This window comes from Mesorhizobium sp. M0621, assembly GCF_040320745.1.
GTDB lineage: Bacteria > Pseudomonadota > Alphaproteobacteria > Rhizobiales > Rhizobiaceae > Mesorhizobium.
In genome coordinates this window covers 64,391-86,168 of record NZ_JAMYQF010000021.1, presented here as the reverse complement: position 1 = coordinate 86,168, position 21,778 = coordinate 64,391, and the positions used below count along the sequence as shown (strand labels likewise).

The 21,778-nt window shown below is 64.2% G+C and carries 21 protein-coding genes; 11 read left to right on the top strand and 10 right to left on the bottom strand.

Annotation, left to right across the window (positions count from 1 at the left end):
• Positions 1-15 precede the first annotated feature (15 nt).
• Positions 16-1,065 carry a S8 family serine peptidase gene (locus NKI38_RS16860; RefSeq protein WP_352659372.1) on the top strand — a complete coding sequence of 350 codons (1,050 nt, stop codon included), beginning with the start codon at positions 16-18 and terminating at the stop codon, positions 1,063-1,065.
• 55 nt (positions 1,066-1,120) lie between these two features.
• Here NKI38_RS16860 and NKI38_RS16855 read toward each other — a convergent pair whose 3' ends face one another.
• The 3 genes from NKI38_RS16855 to NKI38_RS16845 are packed head-to-tail and all read right to left on the bottom strand — an operon-like array spanning position 1,121 to position 3,641.
• Positions 1,121-2,383, bottom strand: a complete 1,263-nt coding sequence (locus NKI38_RS16855; protein ID WP_352659371.1) for a CCA tRNA nucleotidyltransferase — start codon at positions 2,381-2,383, stop codon at positions 1,121-1,123.
• A complete protein-coding gene (locus NKI38_RS16850) occupies positions 2,380-3,012 on the bottom strand; it encodes a CoA pyrophosphatase (protein WP_352659370.1) in 633 nt (210 codons plus the stop codon). The genes NKI38_RS16855 and NKI38_RS16850 overlap by 4 nt, the downstream gene beginning before the upstream one ends.
• Positions 3,012-3,641 (bottom strand): DUF1285 domain-containing protein, encoded by a 630-nt coding sequence (locus NKI38_RS16845; protein WP_352659369.1) that lies wholly within the window; start codon positions 3,639-3,641, stop codon positions 3,012-3,014. The genes NKI38_RS16850 and NKI38_RS16845 overlap by 1 nt, the downstream gene beginning before the upstream one ends.
• Before the next feature lie 141 nt (positions 3,642-3,782).
• Here NKI38_RS16845 and NKI38_RS16840 point away from each other — a divergent pair, with 141 nt between their 5' ends.
• From NKI38_RS16840 to NKI38_RS16825, 4 genes are read left to right on the top strand one after another with little or no spacing between them, the layout of a single operon-like run.
• The gene (locus NKI38_RS16840) at positions 3,783-4,787 is read left to right on the top strand and encodes an AAA family ATPase (protein WP_352659368.1); all 1,005 of its coding nucleotides are present in this window, start codon (positions 3,783-3,785) and stop codon (positions 4,785-4,787) included.
• A complete protein-coding gene (locus NKI38_RS16835) occupies positions 4,787-5,776 on the top strand; it encodes a DUF58 domain-containing protein (protein WP_352659367.1) in 990 nt (329 codons plus the stop codon). Before NKI38_RS16840 ends, NKI38_RS16835 begins: the two co-directional genes overlap by 1 nt.
• Positions 5,773-8,595 carry a DUF4159 domain-containing protein gene (locus NKI38_RS16830; protein WP_352659366.1) on the top strand — a complete coding sequence of 941 codons (2,823 nt, stop codon included), beginning with the start codon at positions 5,773-5,775 and terminating at the stop codon, positions 8,593-8,595. The genes NKI38_RS16835 and NKI38_RS16830 overlap by 4 nt, the downstream gene beginning before the upstream one ends.
• A 57-nt stretch (positions 8,596-8,652) precedes the next feature.
• The gene (locus NKI38_RS16825) at positions 8,653-10,731 is read left to right on the top strand and encodes a hypothetical protein (RefSeq protein ID WP_352659365.1); all 2,079 of its coding nucleotides are present in this window, start codon (positions 8,653-8,655) and stop codon (positions 10,729-10,731) included.
• A gap of 2 nt (positions 10,732-10,733) precedes the next feature.
• Here the strand turns inward: NKI38_RS16825 and clpS are convergent, their stop codons facing one another.
• The 4 genes from clpS to NKI38_RS16805 all read right to left on the bottom strand — a co-directional run bounded on the left by clpS (position 10,734) and on the right by NKI38_RS16805 (position 12,317).
• Positions 10,734-11,039 (bottom strand): ATP-dependent Clp protease adapter ClpS, encoded by a 306-nt coding sequence (clpS, locus tag NKI38_RS16820; RefSeq protein ID WP_027039419.1) that lies wholly within the window; start codon positions 11,037-11,039, stop codon positions 10,734-10,736.
• Positions 11,040-11,164: 125 nt separating this feature from the next.
• Positions 11,165-11,530 carry a hypothetical protein gene (locus NKI38_RS16815; RefSeq protein WP_352659364.1) on the bottom strand — a complete coding sequence of 122 codons (366 nt, stop codon included), beginning with the start codon at positions 11,528-11,530 and terminating at the stop codon, positions 11,165-11,167.
• Between the two features lie 215 nt (positions 11,531-11,745).
• Entirely contained in the window at positions 11,746-11,976 is a 231-nt protein-coding gene (locus NKI38_RS16810; RefSeq protein WP_352659363.1) for a hypothetical protein, read from the bottom strand.
• A gap of 38 nt (positions 11,977-12,014) precedes the next feature.
• On the bottom strand, positions 12,015-12,317 hold the full coding sequence (locus tag NKI38_RS16805) for a hypothetical protein (protein ID WP_352627572.1): 303 nt from the start codon (positions 12,315-12,317) through the stop codon (positions 12,015-12,017).
• Between the two features lie 233 nt (positions 12,318-12,550).
• On the opposite strand from NKI38_RS16805, the gene NKI38_RS16800 reads away from it, so the two are divergent.
• Entirely contained in the window at positions 12,551-13,267 is a 717-nt protein-coding gene (locus NKI38_RS16800) for a response regulator (RefSeq protein ID WP_352659362.1), read from the top strand.
• A complete protein-coding gene (locus tag NKI38_RS16795) occupies positions 13,264-14,670 on the top strand; it encodes an ATP-binding protein (RefSeq protein ID WP_352659360.1) in 1,407 nt (468 codons plus the stop codon). Before NKI38_RS16800 ends, NKI38_RS16795 begins: the two co-directional genes overlap by 4 nt.
• Positions 14,671-14,706: 36 nt before the next feature.
• Here the strand turns inward: NKI38_RS16795 and choV are convergent, their stop codons facing one another.
• From choV to NKI38_RS16780, 3 genes are all read right to left on the bottom strand, one after another.
• The gene (choV, locus tag NKI38_RS16790) at positions 14,707-15,888 is read right to left on the bottom strand and encodes a choline ABC transporter ATP-binding protein (RefSeq protein ID WP_352627569.1); all 1,182 of its coding nucleotides are present in this window, start codon (positions 15,886-15,888) and stop codon (positions 14,707-14,709) included.
• Positions 15,885-16,739 carry a choline ABC transporter permease subunit gene (gene choW / locus NKI38_RS16785; RefSeq protein ID WP_352659358.1) on the bottom strand — a complete coding sequence of 285 codons (855 nt, stop codon included), beginning with the start codon at positions 16,737-16,739 and terminating at the stop codon, positions 15,885-15,887. The genes choV and choW overlap by 4 nt, the downstream gene beginning before the upstream one ends.
• Positions 16,740-16,872: 133 nt before the next feature.
• A complete protein-coding gene (locus NKI38_RS16780) occupies positions 16,873-17,808 on the bottom strand; it encodes a choline ABC transporter substrate-binding protein (protein WP_352627567.1) in 936 nt (311 codons plus the stop codon).
• 258 nt (positions 17,809-18,066) lie between these two features.
• On the opposite strand from NKI38_RS16780, the gene NKI38_RS16775 reads away from it, so the two are divergent.
• From NKI38_RS16775 to NKI38_RS16760, 4 genes are all read left to right on the top strand, one after another.
• The gene (locus tag NKI38_RS16775) at positions 18,067-18,678 is read left to right on the top strand and encodes a thymidine kinase (RefSeq protein ID WP_352659356.1); all 612 of its coding nucleotides are present in this window, start codon (positions 18,067-18,069) and stop codon (positions 18,676-18,678) included.
• A gap of 128 nt (positions 18,679-18,806) precedes the next feature.
• A complete protein-coding gene (locus NKI38_RS16770; RefSeq protein WP_352659354.1) occupies positions 18,807-19,196 on the top strand; it encodes a c-type cytochrome in 390 nt (129 codons plus the stop codon).
• 309 nt (positions 19,197-19,505) lie between these two features.
• Complete coding sequence (locus NKI38_RS16765; protein ID WP_352659352.1) at positions 19,506-20,594, top strand: hypothetical protein; 1,089 nt, start codon at positions 19,506-19,508, stop codon at positions 20,592-20,594.
• 31 nt (positions 20,595-20,625) lie between these two features.
• On the top strand, positions 20,626-21,771 hold the full coding sequence (locus NKI38_RS16760) for a hypothetical protein (protein WP_352659350.1): 1,146 nt from the start codon (positions 20,626-20,628) through the stop codon (positions 21,769-21,771).
• The last annotated feature ends 7 nt before the right edge of the window (positions 21,772-21,778 follow it).

The window sequence follows — 21,778 nt, the reverse complement described above, 5'->3', positions numbered from 1 at the left end:
CCGGGGAGGATGCAAATGAGAAAATCATCTCGTCCCGAAATTCACGTTCGCCCGTCCTGGTTCCTGTTTGAACGGAGTAAGAGCATGTCCGGTGGTTGCTTGAAATTCGTTTTCGTTGCGGCTCTCACCACCCTGTCGGCGCCGATGGCTTCGGCACAGGAGGCGGTCAATGCGGACGAGATGGCCGCGCTGTGTCACGGCGGCGGCCGATCCACATGCGCGAGTGCAACAATACCGGCTGCGACCACACAAGCGGTGCAGGGGTGGATGAGCCCCGACGTCGGCGCGGCATGGGCCGCGGGGTACAAGGGCAAGGGCGTCACGATTACCATTGTCGACGACTTCTCCAGTACATCGCGCTTCTCGGGCAATTTCGGTGTCGGGCTTCAAACCCAGCGCCACGGTGAATGGACGCGCGAGGAAGCTGGCATGATCGCGCCCTTGGCGACCATCAGGTCGAAGGACTTTTCAACCAGCTCGGCCGTCAGCCTGACGCCTGGCCTGAACGTGCTCAATCTGAGCTATGGCATGTACGCCAACGCCGGTTACAGTTCGAACCAGATCGGATGGAGCCCCGAGGAAGCCTCCATCATCTCCTATGCCACCAAAGGGTCGGCCTTTGTTTCGAAGGCGGCGGGCAATGATTCGGTTGCCGTGGGCGGTGTCACAAGCGGTCAGCAGGACTATCTCGACATCGCCTTGGTTGGCAAAGCCTCTGCGGTCTTCGTCGGCGCCCTGTCGACGAACGGCACAACAACCAACAAGGCCCAGCTTGCGTGGTACTCCAACTATGCCGGCTCCAACCCGCTCGTGCAAAGCCACTTTCTTGTGGTTGGCGTCGATGGGAGCAAGACAGGCCTATATGGCACCTCCTTCGCCGCGCCGATCATTTCAGGATATGCGGCGATACTAGGCAGCAAATTCACCAAGGCCACGCCGACCCAGATCACCAACGATCTGCTCAATACGGCTCGTACCGACACCCTGGTCAACTATAGTGCTTCCATGTACGGCAAGGGCGAAGCGAGCCTTTCACGCGCCCTGGCTCCCGTGGCAATCAGGTAGCTTCGCTCGTTCGACGGCATTTGACCGCCACGCAGCACAGGCTTCGAGCCAAGGCCTAGGTTTCCAGTGCCTTCGCGGCGCGATCAAGCAGTGCGTCGCGATCAGGCGCAAATCCCGTTTCGATCCATTCCGCCTCGAGGTTCTTGAGGATTTCGCCCAGCTTCGGTCCTGGCGTTGCGCCGAGCGCCGTCAGATCGGCGCCCTTCAGCGGGAACACCGGTTTTTTCCATTTGAGCGCGAAGGCCAGCAGGCGCGAGAAGCCGCCGGCTTCAAGCAGCGCGTCATTGTCGTCGACAGCACGCACGCGGGCGGCAGCCAGCGACAGGCGTAAGCGGTCGACAAACCCTTGCCGGTCGCCGCGATAGAGCCTTTTCGCCAGCTCGCCCTCGGTCGTCTTCGGCTCGACGCCGGTGGCAAGCGCCCAGTGGCGCAGGCGATCCGCTTGGGCAGTCGAAAATTTGAGCCGCTCGGCGAGCGTCTTCATGCGCGCGGCATCCGGCGGCACGATCGCTTCCAGCCGCAGCAGCGGGTCAGGTGCCCAGCCCAGATCCTTCTCGGCCTTGGTCAGCCCGTGGATCGCATCGATGCCCCATTTCTCGCTTTCCGGCAGCGCGGCGGTCAACACACCGGCCTGCCGCATCCACAGCAGCGCCCGCGAGGGATCAGGTGCCGACAGAAGCTTCTTCAGTTCCGACCAGATCCGCTCCGCCGAAAGCTGGGCCAGCCCTTCCTTCAGCCGGGCACAGGCCTTCAGTCCCTCGGCGTCCGGCCGGCCATCGCCGTACCAGGCGAAGAAGCGGAAGAAACGCAGGATGCGCAGATAATCCTCACGGATGCGCGCTTCCGCATCGCCGATGAAGCGCAGCCGGCGTGCCTCGATGTCGGCGACGCCGCCGACTAGGTCGACAACCCTGCCATCTGCCTCGGCATAGAGCGCGTTGATGGTGAAGTCGCGCCGCTCGGCATCAAGCTTCCAGTCGCGCCCGAACGACACCTTGGCGCGCCGCCCGTCGGTCTCGATGTCGGCGCGCAACGTGGTGACCTCATAGGGCTTGCCGCCGGCGACCACCGTGATCGTGCCATGCTCGATGCCGGTTGGCACCGCCTTGAAGCTTGCCGCCTCGGCGCGGCGGATGGTTTCCCCAGGCAAACACGTGGTGGCGATGTCAATGTCGGCGACGGGCTGGCCCATCAACGTGTTGCGCACGGCGCCGCCCGCGACACGCGCCTCTTCACCGCCCTCGGCCAATGCGGCCAGCAGGCGCTGCAGATGCTTGTCGCCGAGCCAGTCGGCCCTGCCCGCGATCGAGACACTCACGCATAGAGCCTTTCATAGAGCGTGCGGATGATGCCGGCGGTGACGCCCCAGATGCGGCGGTCGCCATAAGGCATGTCGTAGAAGAACCATTCGAGATCGTTCCACATGCGGCTGTCGCGCTTGTGGTTGGCCGGGTCCATCAGGAAGCGCAGCGGCACTTCGAAGGCGGCATCGACCTCGTCGGCATTCAAGGTGAGCTGGAAACCGGGGCGCACGATGCCGAGCACCGGTGCGATGCGATAGCCGCTGCCGGCGACATAGTCGGGCATGCGGCCGATGATCTCGATGCCATCGCCGCCAAGGCCGATCTCCTCGAAGGTCTCGCGCAGCGCCGCGGCCTCCGGGGTCGCATCGGTCGGATCGATGGTGCCGCCGGGAAAGGCCACCTGCCCCGAATGGTTGCGCAGCTTTTCGGCTCGTTTTGTCAAAAGAACCGTCGCATCGCCTTCGTGATCGACCACCGGGATCAGCACCGCCGCATCGCGCAGCGCCTTGCCCTGGTTGAGGCGTGGGTGACCGGGGTTGAAGCGATGATCGCCGTAGTCGTCCCCGGCATGCGCATCGGGCTGCGCGGCAAAGCGCGCGCGAAAATCCGCGGATGAAAATGGCGCCGGCGACACTTGGTCCATCACGCACTCAGCCGCTTCAACTGGTCCGCCGGCATGATCGGGAACACAGCATTCTTCGAGCGCACCGCGAACATGGTCTTGCCGCCGATCTCGATCTCTTCGCCATGCCCGACCAGCTCGTACATCACCGGCCGCGCCACCAAGGCCTCCAGCCGGCCGCGCACCAGCACATAGGGTTTCAGGCCCCCGGTCTCGCTCTCGTCGACGAAGCGCAACGGTCGCTCCGGCCCGGCCTCGACGACGTCGCCGACATTGGTGCGGAAGGTAATGATTTGCGCGTCGCCGTCGCCCGAAACATCCATTTCGACGGCGATGAAAGGCGCATCGGCGACGCGGATGCCGACCTTTTCCACCGGTGTCACCAGATAGGTCCTGCCGTCGGCATCCTTGCGCAGCACCGAGGAGAACAGCTGCACCAGCGGCATGCGCCCGATCGGCGTGCCCAGATAGAACCAGGTGCCGTCGGCCTTGATTTCCATGTCGAGATCGCCGCAGAAGTCCGGATTCCAGCGCTCGACGGGTGCTGCGCCCTTGCCGGCGCGGGCCGCGCGCGAGATCAGCGCCTCGAGCCCCCGCGCCCCGGTGGCGGTCGTCAGGCCTTCTTCACGATGTTCCAAGGGTCCCGTCATGGTCACGAAATAGTCACTGTTGTTCCGCTTGTCAGCCTAAGTCTGTGATTTAAATTCTAATGCAGACGCTAGGCGAGGCCGAATCGCGGCAGTCATGGTATGCTGCAGGCAGGTATTTCCAACCACAAGGATCGATGCGGCATGAGCGTAATGGTCAAGGAAAGCCCGATCAGCGAAACGGACATGATCGCCGAGGCCGAGAAAGCGCTGGCCGACATCTCCAGGATCCGCGACGGGATCGGCCGGGTCATCTTCGGCCAGGAGAGCGTCGTCGAGCGCACGCTGGTGGCGCTTTTGGCCGGCGGCCACGCGCTGCTGGTCGGCGTGCCGGGCCTCGCCAAGACCAAGCTGGTCGAAACGCTGGGCATCGTGCTCGGCCTCGATTCGCGCCGCATCCAGTTTACCCCCGACCTGATGCCGTCCGATATCCTTGGCTCCGAGGTGATGGAGCAGGACGAGATCGGCAAGCGCTCCTTCCGCTTCATCGCCGGGCCGATCTTCGCCCAGCTTCTGATGGCCGACGAGATCAACCGCGCCTCGCCGCGCACCCAGTCGGCGCTGCTGCAGGCGATGCAGGAGTATCACGTCACCATTGCCGGCGCCCGCTACGACCTGCCAGCGCCCTTCCACGTGCTGGCGACGCAGAACCCGCTGGAGCAGGAAGGCACCTATCCGCTGCCCGAAGCCCAGCTCGACCGCTTCCTGATGCAGGTCGACATCCTCTATCCCGAAATCGAGGCGGAACGCCGCATCCTTCTGGAAACCACCGGCATCGAGGACGCGAAAGCCCAGAATGTGCTGCAGCCGGTGCGGCTGAAGGAGATCCAGACGCTGATCCGCCGCATGCCGGTGCCCGAAAGTGTCGTCGAGGCGATCCTGACATTGGTGCGCTCCGCGCGTCCCGGCCAGGGCAATGCCGAGACCGACAAGCATGTCGCCTGGGGTCCTGGCCCGCGCGCCAGCCAGGCGCTGATGCTGTGCACCAGGGCGCGTGCGCTCTACGATGGACGGCTGGCGCCTTCGATCGACGATGTCCGCGCACTGGCCGAGCCGGTGCTGCAGCACCGCATGGCGCTGACCTTCGCCGCCCGAGCCGAAGGCACCAGCGTGCGCGACGTGGTGGCGAAACTGGCCAAAGGTATCTGATGGCGCGTATTGGCGAGGTCCAGGCTCCGGCAGCGACGCGCGACGCGCTCGCCCGTGGCCGGTTGCGGGCTTCGCTGGTTCCGGACCTGCTGGTCCAGGCGCGGCGCATCGTCAACACCGTGATCGCCGGCTGGCACGGCCGCCGCAAGCGCGGCATCGGCGAGAATTTCTGGCAGTTCCGGCCCTATGTCGAAGGCGATTCCTCACGCATCGATTGGCGTCGCTCGGCGCGCGACGACCACACCTATGTGCGCGACCGCGAATGGGAAGCCGCCCATACGGTCTGGCTATGGGCCGACCCCTCGCCGTCGATGCTCTACAAGTCGACCGGCGCCAGCGTTTCCAAGCAATCGCGCGCTCTTGTGCTGGCGTTGGCCATGGCCGAATTGTTGTCGCGCAGCGGCGAGCGCATCGCCTGGCCCGGTCTCACCGATCCGTTCACCGCCCGCAACGGCGCCGAGCGCATCGCCGCTCAGCTCATGCATGCCAGCGACTTGCCGGCAAAACCCGATTTGTCCGACATCCGCCGCTTCTGCGACATCGTTGTCGTCAGTGATTTCCTCGATCCCGTAGAGGAGACGATGGCGTGGCTCGACGTGCTCGCCCGCCACGGCGTGCGCGCCCACCTGATCGAGGTCGCCGACCCGGCCGAGGAAACCTTCCCCTATGCCGGCCGCACCGAATTCACCGATCCCGAGACCGGCGACAAGCTGACCGCCGGCCGCGCCGAAATCCTGGGTGACGAGTATCGCCTGCTCTATACCGCCCGCCGCCACGAACTGGCCGCCTGGTGCAAGCGCCTCGGCTGGAGCTTTACCGTCAACCACACCGATCGGCTGGCGTCCGACGCGCTGGTGCGCCTGCACATGGCGATGACCGCCGATGGCCCCCAGTCCGGGCCGGCCGCTAGCGGTCGTGCCGGCATGATCGCCGGTGGCGATCAGCCCAGGCCGACCGTAGGCGGTCGTGCCGGAAAGATCAGCGCATGAGCTGGCTGCCGCTCTCCTTTGGCGCCCCCATGGTGCTGTGGGGCCTGTTGGCGCTGCCGGTGATCTGGTGGCTTTTGCGGCTGACACCGCCCAAGCCGCAGACCGAGATCTTCCCGCCGCTGAAGATCCTGGCCCGGGTGTTGAAGCGCGAGGAGACGCCGCAGCAGAGCCCGTGGTGGCTGACGCTGCTCAGGCTCTTGATGGCGGCCCTCATCGTCGCCGCATTGGCCGACCCGGTCTTCAACCCCCGCGAAAAGCTGCCAGCCGAGGGTGCGGCGCTCGCGCTCGTCATCGACAATGACTGGGCCAGTGCCGCCGACTGGGGCAAGCGCGTCGCCACCGCCGAGCGGCTGATCAACGATGCCGGCTCGAACGGCGTGCCTGTTATCATCGCCTTCACGGCCGAAAAACCCAATGCGGAGGTCGGCCCCTTCGATGCCGCCACCGCCCTTGACCGGCTGCGCGCCGCCAAGCCGCGGCCGATCCCGACCGACCGGCCCGCCGTCTATGCCCGCGTCGCCGGTGTGCTGGAGACCTTGCCCGGCGCCAGTGTCGCCGTGCTTGCCGACGGCCTTGCGGCCAAGGGCGACGAGGCCGCCTTCAACACGCTTTTGTCGAAAAATGCCGCCCGTGTCGTCTGGGCAACCGCCGACAGGCTGTCGCTGACCGGCCTGACCGCCGCCGACAACCAGGTCGACGGCTTTGCCCTGACCGCCATTCGTGCCCCGGGCGACCCTGCCCCGGCGCAGGTCACCGCCGGCGCCTTCGATGACAAGGGCCGCCGCATCGCCGATGCGACGCTGACCTTTTCGCCGGGCGAAACCACAGCCACCGGCACCGTGGCGGTACCGTTCGAGCTGCGCAACGACTTCGCCTCGATCGCGCTCGACGGCGAGCGCCAGGCCGGCGCGGTGCGCGTCCTCGATGAAAGCTCCAAGCGCCGCCGCGTCGGGCTGTTGTCGCAGGCCGAGGCCGACCAGGCGCAGCCGCTTTTGTCGCCGCTCTACTACATCAGGCGCGCGCTGCAGCCCTTCGCCGATCTGGTCGAACCCTCCAGCGCCGACCTCGCCGACGCCATCCCGCAGATCCTCGACCAGAAGCCGGCGATGATCATCATGGCCGACATCGGCACCATTCCCGCACAGGTCCGGCAAAGGCTGGTCGACTGGGTCGACAACGGCGGCACGCTGGTGCGTTTCGCCGGGTCGCGGCTGGCCGCCGCCGGCAATGACGATGATTTGCTGCCGGTCCGCCTGCGCACCGGCGAACGTTCGCTCGGCGGCGCGCTGTCATGGACGTCGCCGCAGCCGGTCACCGAATTCCCCAAGGCCGGCCCGTTCGCCGATCTCGCCCCACCGACCGAGGTCACCGTCAGCAGGCAGGTGCTTGCCGAGCCGACGCCCGACATCGTCGAGCGCACCTGGGCGGCCCTTGCCGACGGCACGCCGCTGGTCACCGGACTGAAGAAAGGCAAGGGCACGCTGGTGCTGTTCCACGTCACGCCCGAGGCGACCTGGTCGAACCTGCCGATCTCGGGCAGCTTCGTCGAGATGCTGCGCCGCATCGTGCAGCTGTCGCGCAACCAGGGCGCGGCTATCGCCAATGCCGAAGCTGCCGCCACCTCGCTGGCGCCCTATCGCATGATTGCGGCCGACGGCTCGCTGGTGCCGCCAACGCCGGACGCACGGCCCCTGGTGCCGGGCGCCGGCGCCCTGCCGGTAACATTTGAGAACCCGCCCGGCCTCTATGGTTCCGAGACGGGTGTGTTTGCCCACAATTTGCTTGAAGCCGACAGCACATTGACACCGCTGGCACGCCCGCAGATCACTGTTCCGGTCACATCAATCCAGTATGCCTTCGACGAATCGCGCAATTTGAAGGGCGCGCTGGTCGCGGCTGCCCTGGTGTTGATGCTGCTCGACACGCTGGCTGTGTTCTGGATAGGCGGCCTGTTTACCCGCCGGCCGCGCCGTACTGCTGCCATGGCCACGACCACAGCGATCCTGATTGCGCTCGGTGCCTTGTTCGGCCATGCCGATCTCGCCCGCGCCGATGACGCCAAGCCGGGCGACGAGGTCGCAATAGAGGCGATTTCGAAGACCCGCATAGCCTATGTGCTGACCGGCGTGCCGGGCGACGATTCGATCAGCCGCGCCGGGCTCGAGGGCCTGACCCGCTTCCTGGTCGAAAAGACGGCACTGGAACCGGGCGCACCGGCCGGCGTCGACATCTCCAAGGACGAATTGTCGTTCTATCCCTTGATCTACTGGCCGATCGATCCGGCTGCACCGATGCCGAGCCAGGCCGCGATCGCCCGCATCGACGCCTATATGCAGCAGGGCGGCACGGTGCTGTTCGACACCCGCGACCAGTTCGCCAACGGTATCGGCGCCGATTCGACCAGCCCGGCGACGGAGCGGCTGCGCGACATCCTCGGCAGCCTCAACGTGCCGCCGCTGGAGCCGGTGCCGTCCGACCACGTGCTGACGAAATCCTTCTTCATCCTGCCCGAATTCCCCGGCCGCTTCGCTGGCAGCCCGCTCTGGGTCGAGGCATCGCTCGAAGCCAGCAATGCCGAGAACCGGCCGGTGCGCACCGGCGACGGCGTCTCGCCGATCATGATCACCGCCAATGATTTCGCCGGCGCCTGGGCGGTCGACGAGAATGGCGATCCGCTGCTGCCGACCGTGCCGGCGGACCCGATGCAGCGCATCTACGCACTGCGCGCCGGCGTCAACATCATGATGTACATGCTGACCGGCAACTACAAATCCGACCAGGTACACGTGCCGATATTGCTCGAACGGCTGGGGCAGTAAGATGATGTCTTTTATTGCACCTCCGCGGATCGACCCTCCCAAATGGGAGGGTAAGGAATGAACTGGTCGATCTCCTTCGAACCGCTGATCTCCTGGCCCTTGCTGGCCTTGGCGCTGGTGCCGTTGGCGCTGCTGGCGCTGGTCGGCCTGTGGTTTCGCCAGCGCGGCTCAGTCTTCCGCTTCATCGCTTTGATGGCGCTCGCCGCCGCCCTGTTCAACCCGGTGTTCCTCAACGAGGAGCGCGAGCCGCTGAAAAGCATTGTCGCACTCGTTGTCGATCGCAGCCAGAGCCAGGATATCGGCGACCGCACGAAACAAACCGACGAGGCGCTGACGGGGCTGCAGCAGCGTCTTGGCCGCTTCAAGCAGTTCGACGTGCGCGTCGTCGAGGCCGGCAAGTCCGAGGCCGCCGAAGAGCGCACCGAAACGCGGCTGTTCAGTGCGCTCGAGGGCGCCTTCCGCGATGTGCCGCCGTCACGCATCGGCGGCGCCATCATGATCACCGATGGCGAGGTGCATGATGCGCCCCCGGGCGCCCCCGATTTCAACGCCCCGCTGCATGCGCTGATCACCGGCAACGACCACGAAAAGGATCGTCGCATCCGCTTCGAGAACGCGCCGCGCTTTGGCCTTGTCGGCAAACCGCTCGACATGACCTACCGCGTCATCTCGACCGAAAACGAGACCGGTCCGGTCGACGTGCGCGTCTCGGTCAATGGCGAGCAGGTCGCGGTCGAGCACGCCACCGTCGGCCAGGCGATGCCGCTGCAAGTGACCATTCCCGCTGCCGGCCGCAACATCGTCGAACTCGCCATCGACCGCGAGCCGGGCGAATTGACCGACACCAACAACCGCGCCATCGCGCTCATCGACGGCATCCGCGAGAACCTGCGCGTGCTGCTGGTCTCCGGTGAGCCGCACGCCGGCGAACGCACCTGGCGCAATCTGTTGAAATCCGACGCCTCGGTCGATCTCGTCCACTTCACCATTCTGCGGCCGCCGGAGAAGCAGGACGGCACGCCGATCAATGAATTGTCGCTGATCGCCTTCCCGACCCGCGAGCTGTTCGTCGAGAAGATCAAGGATTTCGACCTCATCATCTTCGACCGCTACCAGCACCGCGACGTGCTGCCGATCCTCTATTACGACTACATCTCCGAATATGTCGAAAAGGGCGGCGCGCTGCTGATCGCGGCCGGCCCCGAATATGCCGGCGAAAGCTCGATCGCGCGCACGCCGCTGATGTCGGCCCTGCCGGCGATGCCGACCGGCGAGGTTGTCGACAAGGCCTTCTATCCACGCCTCACCGATCTTGGCCAGCGCCACCCGGTGACGCGTGGGCTGGATGGCTCGGCCACCGAGCCGCCGCACTGGAGCCGCTGGTTCCGCACCATCGGCGTGCAGAATCCGGAAGGCGAAGTGGTGATGAAGGGCGCCGACAACCGGCCCCTGCTGTTGCTCGACCGCAAGGGCGAAGGCCGCGTCGGCATGCTTCTGTCCGACCAGGGCTGGCTGTGGGCGCGCGGCTTCGAAGGCGGCGGCCCGCATGTCCAGCTCTACCGGCGCATCGCGCACTGGCTGATGAAGGAGCCCGAGCTTGAGGAAGAACGCCTGACCGCCGACGGTCGCGGCATGGTGCTGGAAATCCGTCGCCAGACGATGGCCGACGATCCCGGCCCCGCCCAGATCATCACCCCGTCCGGCAAGACCTTGACCGTCAAGCTCGAGAAGTCCGAACCCGGCGTCTTCCTCGGCAGCGTCGAAACCAGCGAGATCGGCCTCTACCAGGTCGCCAATGGCGACCTGACCGCGCTCGCCCATGTCGGACCGGTCAACGCACCGGAGTTCGCCGACGTCATCTCCACCGAAAACCGGCTGAAGGCGCCGGCGGAAGCCACCGGCGGCAGCGTGCGCCGGCTGGCATCATCCACGGCCCTTGGCAGCGATGTGACGCTGCCCTCCATCGTGCCGGTGCGCTCGTCCGGCGCCGCCTCCGGCAGCGACTGGATCGGCCTGCGCACCACGGATGACAGCGTGCTCAAGGCCGTCTCGCGTGTGCCGCTGTTCGGCGGCTTCCTCGGTCTCGGCCTGTTGCTTCTGGCGATGGGTTCGATGTGGTACCGCGAGGGACGGTAGGACTACTCCTCAGGCTCGGTCGTGAACATCAGCGGATAGCCCTTGGCCTTGCCGGCATCGGTGGCCCGCGTCGCCTTGGTCTCGGCGACATCCTTGGTGAAAACGGCGACGACGCAGACACCGCGCCGATGCGCGGTGATCATCACCCGGTGCGCCTGATCTTCGCTGAGCTTGAACTCCCCCTTCAGCACCGTCACCACGAATTCGCGCGGCGTGAAATCGTCATTGATGAGGATGACCTTGTAGAGCTTCGGCCGTTCGACCTGCGGCTTGACCTGTACGCGCGGTTTTGTGGTGATTTCAGGCATTGGAACCGACAATTTGCGTAAGCGACCTTCGCCATTCTGGCACCAGCGAAAGCAGCCGTCTATTTGATCAACGCCCAAGTCGGGCGCGGCCATTCACACCTATGTGGGAAAGTGTCGTTTGCCGTTCAACGGTCCTGGCGGCCGAACATCCGACGGCTGGGAATCTGCCGCGCGGTCGTGGCGGACGGCATATCGGGGCGAAAGCGGTTCCCACCGGCATCCGCCCGGCGTTCCATCCACGCCGTGATCGGCCACGCGGCGACGCAGATCAGCGTCGCCCCTGTCAGCACGATCAGCAGCCAGTTCTGTGCCGGCGTGATGTAGTCCCAATTGGTGGAAATCGCCGGCGCGAACAACGAAGCCTCGGTGCGTCCGCTGGCCGGATCGGGCACCGGGCTGGCGGTGAACAGGATCAGCACCCTGGCGATGCCGGTGGCAACCAGGCCGCCGATCACCATCGAGCGCACAATGGACGAAAGCCGCTTCTTCATGCGGATTGTCCTACACGGCCGGCGTTGCAAACGGGTTAAGTGTCAGTCGAGGCGGAAGCTGCCGGTGCCAGACTTCGCCAAAGATCAGTTGAACCCATCGACCCGCTTCATCGCCAACGTCAGGCCTTCAGCGTTCCGACAGGGAGAAGGCCGCTCCAGCCGAAACCAGCTGGAGCGGCCTTGGTCAACAGGCTGGCATTTTATGCCGGACCTGATTACGTCTTCGGGGCATCCTTCTTGACGGCCTTCTCCGCAGCCTTCTTGTGCTTCTTGGTCTTCTTCACGACCTTCTTCGGAGCAGCCTTGGCAGGAGCGGCAGTAGCCGGAGCGGTGGTCGTCGAAGCAGCCGGAGCAGCGGTCGTGGTGGCAGCGGCGTTGCCGAGAGCCGGCATCGCGAAGGCGAGAGCGACGGCGAGACCGGTTGCGGAGAGGATGGACTTTTTCATGGCTTCGTTTCCTTTTATGCGGGTCGAGTTTTTGAGTGTCACTGGACCGGGTCGTTCGGTGTCACTCCAAGCAGCTTCAAAGCATTGGCGAGCATCCGGATGCCCTGTGCCTGTTTCTTGGCGGCGCAGTACCGGTTACCCTTCCTCTGAAGTGCCTTTGCCGCGGTGACCTGCGTTGCCGCGGCATGGGTTTCGAGGGCTTCATCGAATTGGTGGCTGAGATTGGCGCACCGTTCGCTCCGGGTGGTGGGCGTCGCCTTTGCGTCCGATTGTCCGACAGCGGCAGTGACCAGGCCAAGGCCCAGCAACGCACCCAACAAACTGATCGACAACCTTGGCATCGGTTTATCCGTAAACCCGGAGACTAGCGTCGCAGCCGATGACCTGACCGCCACGAGACTAGTTATGCCTTTGAAATTTTTCAGGAGTTTTTCTGAACTGTAGAATTTTGTTTCTGGATTGTTTCTGAGAGAGCCGGTGTGAACCCATCATCGGCACTGGCCAACATATGGCCTGAATTCTATCGTGTGGGTTGCGACAGAACGGCTTGGCAATCAACAATGACAGGGCTCAAGTGAAATCCGACGCACACATACTGATCGTCGACGACGACAAGGGCATTCGCGACCTGCTGCAGGAATTCTTCCAGAAGCGGGGCCTGCACACCTCGGTTGCCGCCGACGGCATCGAGATGGAGGTCATCCTGCGCCGCGCGCAGGTCGATCTCATCGTCCTCGACGTGATGCTGCCCGGCAAGAGCGGGCTGGAGCTGTGCCGCGACCTGCGCGCCCAGTATTCGACGCCGATCATCATGCTGACCGCCGTCACCGAGACGACCGACCGCGTCGTCGGCCTGGAGATGGGCGCCGACGACTATGTGCCAAAACCGTTCGACCCGCGCGAGCTTTTGGCGCGTATCCGCGCCGTGCTGCGGCGCAACGGAGCTGCCGAGCCCAAGCGCGCCACCACGAAACAGATCTACCGCTTCGCCGGCTGGACGATGGACTGTTCGCGCCGCCGGCTGACCGCGCCCGATGATGTCAGGGTCGAGCTGACAATGGCCGAATTCAACTTGCTGCAGACGTTCGCCAAGAGCGCGGGGCGCGTGCTGACCCGCGACCAGCTCATCGAACTGTCCGGCGGCGACAGCGACTACTCCTTCGACCGCAGCATCGACATTCTGGTCAGCCGGCTGCGGCGCAAGATGGAAGACGACCCCAAGACGCCCAAGCTGATCCTGACCGTGCGCAGCGGCGGCTACCAGTTCCTGCCCGAGACGACCTCCGAATGAGACGTTTCCTGCCGCAGACCTTGCCTGTCTGGGTGCTGCTGATCGTCATTGCCGGCCTGCTGATCAGCCAGGTCGCGACCCTCTACATCGTGTCGCGCGACCGCGCCGTAGCCAACGGCGTCGTCGACCTCTACCGCCTCAATGACCGCGCCTTCTCGCTGGTGCAGCTGATGCATGACGCCACGCCGGAGGAACGCAAGGCGACGGCGACAGGCCTGTTCAATTCCACCTACGCGCTCACTATCTCGGACACGCCGGCGGTCACCTCGTCGATCGCAAGCGACGACGAACTGGCGGAACTCGAAGACATCCTTGTCGGCCGGCTGTCGAAGTTCGGCATCACCGATGCGCGCGTGCGGCGCGACCCGGCGACGCGCGAGGCCGACGACGCCAACGGCACGGCGCCGGGGCCCGATATCGGCCAGGTGGAACGCGACCTTCTGGTGCTGGCCGCCAACTTCGCCCAGAGCGACAAGCTGACGGCGTCGCTGCGCTTCGCCGACGGTCAATGGCTGAACTTCACCGAGCCGATCACGCCCGTCGGCCCGATCCTGAGCTTCGACAGCCTGCCGCTCTATTCGCTGATCGCAGGCCTGGTGGTGATCATGTCGATCTGGTCGCTGCGCCGGCTGACGGCGCCCTACCGGATGATGGAAACCGCCGTGAACCGGATCGGCAAGGATCTGAAGAGCCCGCCGATCGCCGAGAGCGGCAGCCGCGAGGTGCGTGCCGCCGCCAAGGCGATCAACGCCATGCAGGCCCGGCTGCGCGAATATGTCGAGGACCGCGAACATCTGGCGGCGGCACTTGCGCATGATCTGCGCACGCCGATGACCCGGATGCGCCTGCGCCTGGAGCTGTTGCGCAAATCGGCAGTCCGCGAGGCGCTGGCGCACGATCTCGCCGATGTCGAGAGCATTGCCAGCTCGGTGATCGACTTCGCCACCTTCGAGGTGACGGAGGAGAAGAACGAGCGCATCGACTTCTGGTCGCTCGTGGAGTCGATCGCCGACAGCTATGACGACGTCTCGTTCGACGACGATACAAGATCACGCGGCCTCATCTGCCTGGCGCGCCCGGTCGCGCTCAAGCGCTGCGTCACCAATCTGGTGCAGAACGCGGTCACTTACGGCAAGAAGGCGCATCTCAGCCTGCGCCGGTCGGAAAACATGATCCTGCTCACCATCCGCGATGAAGGACCGGGCATACCGCAGGCGCAGATCGACGCCGTGTTCGGCTCCTTCGTGCGCCTCGAACAATCCCGCAACCGCCAGACCGGCGGTCTCGGGCTCGGCCTGACCATCGCCCGCAACATCGCGCGCGCCGCCGGGGGTGAGGTCAGCCTGTCCAACAACCCGGGCGGCGGCCTGCTGACGCAACTGCGCCTGCCGCTGGCGGCCTGACGCAGGGTCGCCTCGAAGCCTCGCGCAGACGGACCGTTACCGCCGCAGTACGGCGCTCAGCACGTCACGGATGCCGATGGCGCCGACGAAGCGGGACTGGTCGTCGAACAGTGCCACCGGTGCGGTCTGCGAACGGTGCATGGCCAGCATGACGGTTTTCAGCGACGTGCCGGGATTGGCCCAGAATACCTGCGCTACTTCCTCGGGCTGGGCCTCGACGTCGGCGCAGGACACCCACACTGCCGGCTTGCCGTCGCGTTCGGCCCCCGCCACCAGCCCGTGATCGTCGATCTTGAAGCGCGTCGTCTTGCGGCGGTCGAGCCACACCCAGCCGTCCTTGCCGTGCTCCAGATCGCGACGGTCGCGCATCACGTTCCAGGCGGTCAACACCGACAACGGGTTCACATTGGCGATGAAGTCGCGGACATAGTCGTTGGCGGGCCGCAGCACGATGTCTTCCGGTGCCCCGGTTTGCACGATGCGGCCACCCTCCATGATGGTGATGTGGCTGCCGATCTTCAGCGCCTCCTCGAGGTCGTGGCTGACGAAGATGATGGTCTTCTTCAACTCGGCCTGCAATTGCAGCAATTCGTCCTGCAGCTTGGTGCGGATCAGCGGGTCGAGTGCCGAGAACGGCTCATCCATCAGAAGGATCGGCGCCTCGGTGGCGAAGGCGCGGGCCAGGCCGACGCGCTGCTGCATGCCGCCCGAAAGCTCATGGGCGTATTTCTTCGACCACTGGTCGAGATTGACCAGCTTGAGCTGGCGTTGCACGCGTTCCTTGCGCTCGGCTTCCGGCACGCCGGCGAGTTCGAGGCCGAGGCCGACATTCTCCTCCACCGTGCGCCAAGGCAGCAGGCCGAACTGCTGGAACACCATCGCCACCTGTTTCTGGCGCAGGCGCCGCAAGGTCGCCTCATCGCAGGTGACGACATCGACGGTCTTGTCGCCATCCTTGACCAGCACCTGGCCGCGCGACACCACGTTGAGCCGGTTGACCGCCCGCAGCAATGTCGACTTGCCGGAGCCGGAGAGGCCCATCAGCACGGAGATCTCGCCCTCGTTGACGGTCAGGCTGGCGCCGGCGCAGCCCAGCACATTGCCGGTCTTTTCGAGGATATCGGCGCGGCTGGCGCCGGCGTCGATCATTTTCAGCGATCCGGCCTGGTCGGCGCCGAAGACGATATCGACGTTCCTGAAATCGACGGCGACGGTCATTTCTTGCCTCCAACGGCGATGCGGGTCATCCGGTCGAGCACGATGGCCAGCACGACGATGGCGAGGCCCGCCTCAAGCCCGAGGTCGATGCGACGCGAGCCGAGCGCCCGGTTGATTTCGGTGCCGAGGCCGCCGGCGCCGATCAGCGCCGCGAACACCACCATCGACAGAGACAGCATGATCGACTGCGTCAGACCGGCCATGATGGTGGGCAGCGCCGAGGGCAGCTCCACCTTCCACAACAGCTGGCTCTTGGTGGCGCCGAAAGCCTCGCCGGCCTCGACGATCGACTTCGGCACCGAGACGACGCCGAGATGGGTGAGCCGGACCGCGGTCGGGATGACGAAGATGATGGTGACGATGAGGCCGGGGGCGTTGCCGAGGCCGAACAGCGTCAGCACCGGAATCAGGTAGACGAAGGTCGGCAGCGTCTGCATCAGGTCGAGCACCGGCAGCATGATGCGATAGACCTTCGGCTTGTGCGCCGCCCAGATGCCGAGCGGCACACCGATGGCCATCGCCATCGCAGCGGCCGCGACGACCAGTACCAGCGTCTGCACCGTCTGCTTCCACAGGTTCTGGTTGATGATGAAGATCAGGCCGAGAAAGACGGCGATGGCGAGCGGCCGCGAGCGCTGCAGCAGCCAGGCGATGGCCGCGATGATCAGCGCCAGCAGCACCGGCGGCACCATCAGCAGGATGCCGACCAGCCCGTCGAGCAGGAAATTGAGGCCATTCGAAAAGGCCCTGAACACAGTGTCGAAATTGTCGGTGAGGAAGCCGAAGAATGCCTTTCCCCAGGCGCCGATCGGAATCTTGTGATCGACCATGAATTTCGAAATCGGATCCATATCGCCCCTCTCATGCTCGAGACCGCCCTACCCTCGGCCTCTACCGTCGTCATCTTGTCACAGGATATGAAAAAGGGCAGCCTTTTCTAAGATGGCTGCCCTTCCTGGTTCGGCTTTGCCGAATTCAGTCGGCTCAGCTTCCGAGCGCGGTCTTGATGGCCGCCGCGGCGTCGCCGCCGTCGAAGGTGGTCACGCCGGCGATCCAGGGAGTGATCGCGTCCGGATTTTTCTTCAGCCAGTCGGTCGCCACCGTGTTGGCGTCGCCGCCCTTGAGGATCGCGTCCATCATCTGGCCTTCCATGTCCAGATTGAACTTCAGATTGGCGATCAACTTGCCGGCGTTCGGGCATTCGGTGGTGTAGCCCTTGCGCACATTGGTATAGACGGTGGCGGCACCGAAGCCGCTGTCACCCATGCCATCGAGGTAGGTGATCTTCATGGCGCCCATCACCGGATGCGGCGTCCAGCCGAGGAAGGCGATCCACTCATTGTTCTTCATCGACTGCTCGGCCTGCGTCAGCATGCCGGCTTCCGAGGATTCGACCAGCTCGAAGCCTTCGAGATTGTCCTTCGGGTTCTTGATCATGTCGAGGATGATGCGGTTGCCGTCATTGCCGGCCTCGATGCCATAGATCTTGCCGTTGAACTTGTCCTTGAACTTGCCGATATCGGTCAGCGATTTGACACCGGCATCCGCGACATAGGTCGGCACGACGATGCCGTAACCGGCGCCGGTCAGATTGGTGCTGATCGTCTCGACCGAACCGTCGGCGGTATAGTCCTTGATGTCGTTGGTCATCGACGGCATCCAGTTGCCGAGGAACACGTCGAGGTCCTTGTTCTTCAGCGACGCCATGGTCACCGGCACCGACAGCTGGATCGTCTGCGGCTCGTAGCCGAGTGCGGTCAGCAGAACGGAAGCGATGCCGGTCGTCGCCTGGATGTCGGTCCAGCCGACATCGGAAAGACGCACCACCTTGCAGCTCGCCGGATCACCGGCGAAGGCAGCGCTCGTGGACAAAAATGCCGCCAGGCCGAGGCCGGCGACGAAAGAGTTCATACGCGACATAGGTATTCTCCCATTGTGATTCTTTGGCGAGGCGTAGTTACGGTTTCTCTGCCCGCCTTGTTTCGTCAGCCAAACACCATTCTGGTGTGTTTTCAAGCGCTAAGGCAATCACGATCAACGGCGCAGACTGGCCAATGAGCGACACGGCTGACGCTTTTGCAGTGCCGGACGGTTTTTTCGAAGACGGGCCGGCTTTTTCAGGGGAATGCGGGCGGCCACCCCTCCCCGTGTCAGGCCAAGTCGGCTTAAAAGAGCGGCATGGCCAAGCTTTACTTCCACTATGCGACGATGAACGCCGGCAAGACGACGATGCTCTTGCAGGCCTCTTACAATTATCGCGAGCGCGGCATGGGCACGATGCTGTTCGTCGCCGGCCACTACCGCAAGGGCGACACCGGCCTGATCTCGTCGCGCATCGGCCTGGAGACAGAAGCCGAGATGTTCCGTAACGGCGACGATCTATTCGCCCGCGTCGTCGATCACCACGCGCACACATCGGTGCATTGCGTCTTCGTCGACGAGGCGCAGTTCCTCGAGGAAGAGCAGGTCTGGCAGCTCGCCCGCATCGCCGATCGCCTGAATATTCCGGTCATGTGCTACGGCCTGCGCACGGATTTCCAGGGCAATCTGTTTTCCGGCTCGCGCGCGCTGCTGGCCATCGCCGACGATCTGCGCGAAGTGCGCACCATCTGCCGCTGCGGCCGCAAGGCGACGATGGTGGTGCGCCTCGGCCCTGACGGCAAGGTGGCGCGCCAGGGCGAGCAGGTGGCGATCGGCAAGGACGTCTATGTCTCGCTCTGCCGCCGCCACTGGGAAGAAGAGATGGGCCGCGCCGCGCCCGACGATTTCATCGGCTTTATCAAGGGCTGACGGATGGGCAGCCTTGGCCCCGGCCGGTGCAGCGGGATCGCGCATGTTTCCGCAATGCCGCCACGATGCAGCGTTTGTTAAGGCCTCGGCCTTATAAGGCCGCCAGCCAGAGCTCTTCGGGGTCAGCCATGTTTCGAGCCGCTTCGTCCGCCAGCATTCTTCTCCTTGCCACCGCGCTTGCCGCCCATGCCGGCGGTGACCCGGCCCTGGGCAAGAAGGTCTTCAACCGGTGCATCGCCTGCCATGAAGCTGCCACCGACCGCGACAAGGTCGGCCCGCATCTGTTGGGCGTCGTTGGCCGCACCGCCGGTAGCGCCGCGAGTTTTCTTGGTCACTACTCCGAGGCGATGAAGGGTTCAGGCGCCGCCGGCCTGGTCTGGAATGAAGCCAATCTCGCCGAGTACCTCAAGGCCCCCAAGTTGAAAGTGCCCGGCAACAAGATGGCGTTTGCCGGCCTGACCAAGGACGACGACATCGCCAATGTCATCGCCTATCTGAAGGCCGATCCCAAGCCCTGATCCGCTATCCGTCCGCCTCTGCAAAGCCGGCTTTGGCTTCGCATATCGCGCCCGCGATGCTTCAGTGGTTTGCCGAATACTGAGGCATCCGCGCGGTCGCTTTGCGGCATGAAAGTTCAATGACAGCTGAACTAAGCCTGGCCGGCAGGCTAATCACGCCATGACCCCACCTCCATTGCCTTTCAAGACCGTGACCGACTATTTTGTTTTCGGGGCGGGTCTTGTCTTGCGTCTTTCAATCCCCGGATGCCCCACATATATTCGCCGCTGTTCGCGACCAGCGACGTCATGCCGAAGCGGGAGGCCCCAATGGCGACATTGCAGAATTTCGACGCCGAAATTGCCAAGACCAAGCAGGTCGTACAGGACATGCGCACCAAGATCGACCAGTCCGGCACCGTGCTTGATACGCTCGCCACCGCCGACAAGAAGATCGGCGACGCCAATTTCGACATCGAGAACGCCCGCATCGAGGACGTGCTGAAGCAGCAGAAGGTGATGGAAGGCAACATCGCCGACCTGATCATCGGGCTGGAGGATGCCACCAACGTCTTCGGCGCCGAGTTCGAGAGCATGAAGAACTACACCGGCTGGGAAAAATTCATCGGCGTCTTTTCCAGCCAGAGCAAGCAGCGCATGCGCACCGACCGCGTCCGCAACATGTCGCTGGCCGGCAATCTGCAGGAACTGCTGGTCAAATCCGACACCATCGTCGGCATCCTGAAGGCGCAGAAAGAGGTCCTCGACCAGCGCTACAAGACCTCCGAGACCAGCCTGTCGCAGGTAATCGAGCGCCGAAAGACCACCATGTCCAACCTCGAAGCCGTGCAGAAGCGCATCGAGGAACTCAACCCGATGCTGCTCGACATCGAAAACAAGATCGCCGCCTCGACCAGCCAGAAGGAGCGCACGCAGCTCGAAGGCGAGCGCTCCAAGCTGGCCACGGAATACAACGAGAAGCAGGCCAAGGAGCAGGAGCTGTTGGCCGAAAGCCAGACGCTCGAGCGCTACACCTCGATGTTCCAGACCTTCGTCGATTCGCTCAACAACCAGATCGCCGCGCAGTCGACGCTGATCAACAAGCTGACCATCGATACCGAGCAGCGCATCGTGCTCTACAAGGCGCTGGAAGATTCTCTGAAGACCGCCGCCCAGCAGGACGTCGCCCACAAGATCAACACGCTGGGCAGCCAGGTCGACAACACCGCCGAGGAAACCATGGCCGGCATCGGTGCTGCTTCGCAAAAGCACATCGGCGACCTGCTTGAGATGCACGAGAAGAACATGGTCGCCACTGCCGACATCCAGCGCCGCAAGAAGCTGGCCGACGATGCCTTTGCCCGCCGCTTCGACGAGGTGTTGAAGAAGCACAATTCGGCAAACTACGTGCAGTCTTAGGAGTGACAGGACTGCCCGCGAGCGCACAGGCATGACCCCCGAAAACGAAGCGGCTGCACGGTATTTCTCCGCCATCATGGCCGCGCTCAGCGGCCTTGAAGTGTTCATGCGCGACGATCGCTCGCCGCTCTACCGGCATGGCATCGTCGCCAAGATCGTCGCCGAATACATCGCCCGGCTCGACAAGTCTTTCTCCTGCTGGCGCAACCGGCTGGGCTTCATGGACACGTTCCGCATTTCGCGCGCCGAGAGCGGATTTCCGGTGTTCCAGAACCTGCTCGAACTGGAAAATGACCGCCGCCAGGCGGACGCGCGGCTTGCCAACATTCCGCTGGCCGGCGAATTGCGCGAGGAGATGGCCGACTTCATCCTGCGCCACAAGGAATTCCCTCAGGCGCTGCAGAAGTCGATGGCCGAGCGGCTCTATCTCGAGGACGTGAAAAGCGAAAACACGTTCGGCCCGTTCACCCTGGCGCAGACGGCCAAGGTCTCGGTCAATCCGAAGACGGGGCGGCCCTATTACCTCGTCCATTGGGCGACGTTCGACGGCAGCGCCAACCTGCCTCTGGTCTACATGGTGACGGTGGAGGATTCTTCCGACGCGATGATCCGCCAGCTTGTCGACAGAAACGGCAAGCTGAACGAGATGGTCGACATTCCCCTGCCGGTCGACGGCCTGCTCAATCCCGAGCTTGCCCACCGTTTCGACGATTTCACCGAGAAGAATTCCGCCTATACGCTGTCGCCGGCGACCATCGCGGTCAATCTCGATAAGGATTTCGAGCCGCTGCACCCCAAGCAGCTACGCCGCGTCGTGCTCGGACCGTTCTATTCGGCCGGCATTACCGACAACAATTCGACGGTAACCGAAGTGCTGGCCAAGGTGCGCAAGCCCGAGAATGCCTGGCTGCTGACCTGGACCATCCAGGAAGTCTATTCCAAGGCCGAGAAACCCGGTCGCAAAGGCCTGTTTTCGAGCGAGAAGACGACGCAGGAATTCTTCATCAACACCGACGATCTGGAAGCCGCGCGCCAGGGCGTGTCGAGCTACGAGAACCATGCGCTGATCCCGCACGAAGCCTACCAGGCACTCTACGCCGTCGGCGAGGCGCAGAAGATTTTTGCCGGCTACAAGGTTCACATCCTGTCCAATGGACAGGTGATCTCAGACGTCTGACCGTCAC

What these genes read in the sequence shown, in the direction of transcription:
- NKI38_RS16840 (WP_352659368.1), top strand. Translation starts at nt 3,783, where the DNA reads ATGAGCGTAATGGTCAAGGAAAGCCCGATCAGCGAAACGGACATGATC.
- NKI38_RS16845 (WP_352659369.1), bottom strand. Translation starts at nt 3,641, where the DNA reads ATGACGGGACCCTTGGAACATCGTGAAGAAGGCCTGACGACCGCCACC.
- NKI38_RS16810 (WP_352659363.1), bottom strand. Translation starts at nt 11,976, where the DNA reads ATGAAAAAGTCCATCCTCTCCGCAACCGGTCTCGCCGTCGCTCTCGCC.
- NKI38_RS16770 (WP_352659354.1), top strand. Translation starts at nt 18,807, where the DNA reads ATGTTTCGAGCCGCTTCGTCCGCCAGCATTCTTCTCCTTGCCACCGCG.
- NKI38_RS16830 (WP_352659366.1), top strand. Translation starts at nt 5,773, where the DNA reads ATGAGCTGGCTGCCGCTCTCCTTTGGCGCCCCCATGGTGCTGTGGGGC.
- NKI38_RS16815 (WP_352659364.1), bottom strand. Translation starts at nt 11,530, where the DNA reads ATGAAGAAGCGGCTTTCGTCCATTGTGCGCTCGATGGTGATCGGCGGC.
- NKI38_RS16835 (WP_352659367.1), top strand. Translation starts at nt 4,787, where the DNA reads ATGGCGCGTATTGGCGAGGTCCAGGCTCCGGCAGCGACGCGCGACGCG.
- NKI38_RS16850 (WP_352659370.1), bottom strand. Translation starts at nt 3,012, where the DNA reads ATGGACCAAGTGTCGCCGGCGCCATTTTCATCCGCGGATTTTCGCGCG.
- choV (WP_352627569.1), bottom strand. Translation starts at nt 15,888, where the DNA reads ATGACCGTCGCCGTCGATTTCAGGAACGTCGATATCGTCTTCGGCGCC.
- clpS (WP_027039419.1), bottom strand. Translation starts at nt 11,039, where the DNA reads ATGCCTGAAATCACCACAAAACCGCGCGTACAGGTCAAGCCGCAGGTC.
- NKI38_RS16825 (WP_352659365.1), top strand. Translation starts at nt 8,653, where the DNA reads ATGAACTGGTCGATCTCCTTCGAACCGCTGATCTCCTGGCCCTTGCTG.
- NKI38_RS16775 (WP_352659356.1), top strand. Translation starts at nt 18,067, where the DNA reads ATGGCCAAGCTTTACTTCCACTATGCGACGATGAACGCCGGCAAGACG.
- NKI38_RS16765 (WP_352659352.1), top strand. Translation starts at nt 19,506, where the DNA reads ATGGCGACATTGCAGAATTTCGACGCCGAAATTGCCAAGACCAAGCAG.
- NKI38_RS16860 (WP_352659372.1), top strand. Translation starts at nt 16, where the DNA reads ATGAGAAAATCATCTCGTCCCGAAATTCACGTTCGCCCGTCCTGGTTC.
- choW (WP_352659358.1), bottom strand. Translation starts at nt 16,739, where the DNA reads ATGGATCCGATTTCGAAATTCATGGTCGATCACAAGATTCCGATCGGC.
- NKI38_RS16760 (WP_352659350.1), top strand. Translation starts at nt 20,626, where the DNA reads ATGACCCCCGAAAACGAAGCGGCTGCACGGTATTTCTCCGCCATCATG.
- NKI38_RS16805 (WP_352627572.1), bottom strand. Translation starts at nt 12,317, where the DNA reads ATGCCAAGGTTGTCGATCAGTTTGTTGGGTGCGTTGCTGGGCCTTGGC.
- NKI38_RS16780 (WP_352627567.1), bottom strand. Translation starts at nt 17,808, where the DNA reads ATGTCGCGTATGAACTCTTTCGTCGCCGGCCTCGGCCTGGCGGCATTT.
- NKI38_RS16795 (WP_352659360.1), top strand. Translation starts at nt 13,264, where the DNA reads ATGAGACGTTTCCTGCCGCAGACCTTGCCTGTCTGGGTGCTGCTGATC.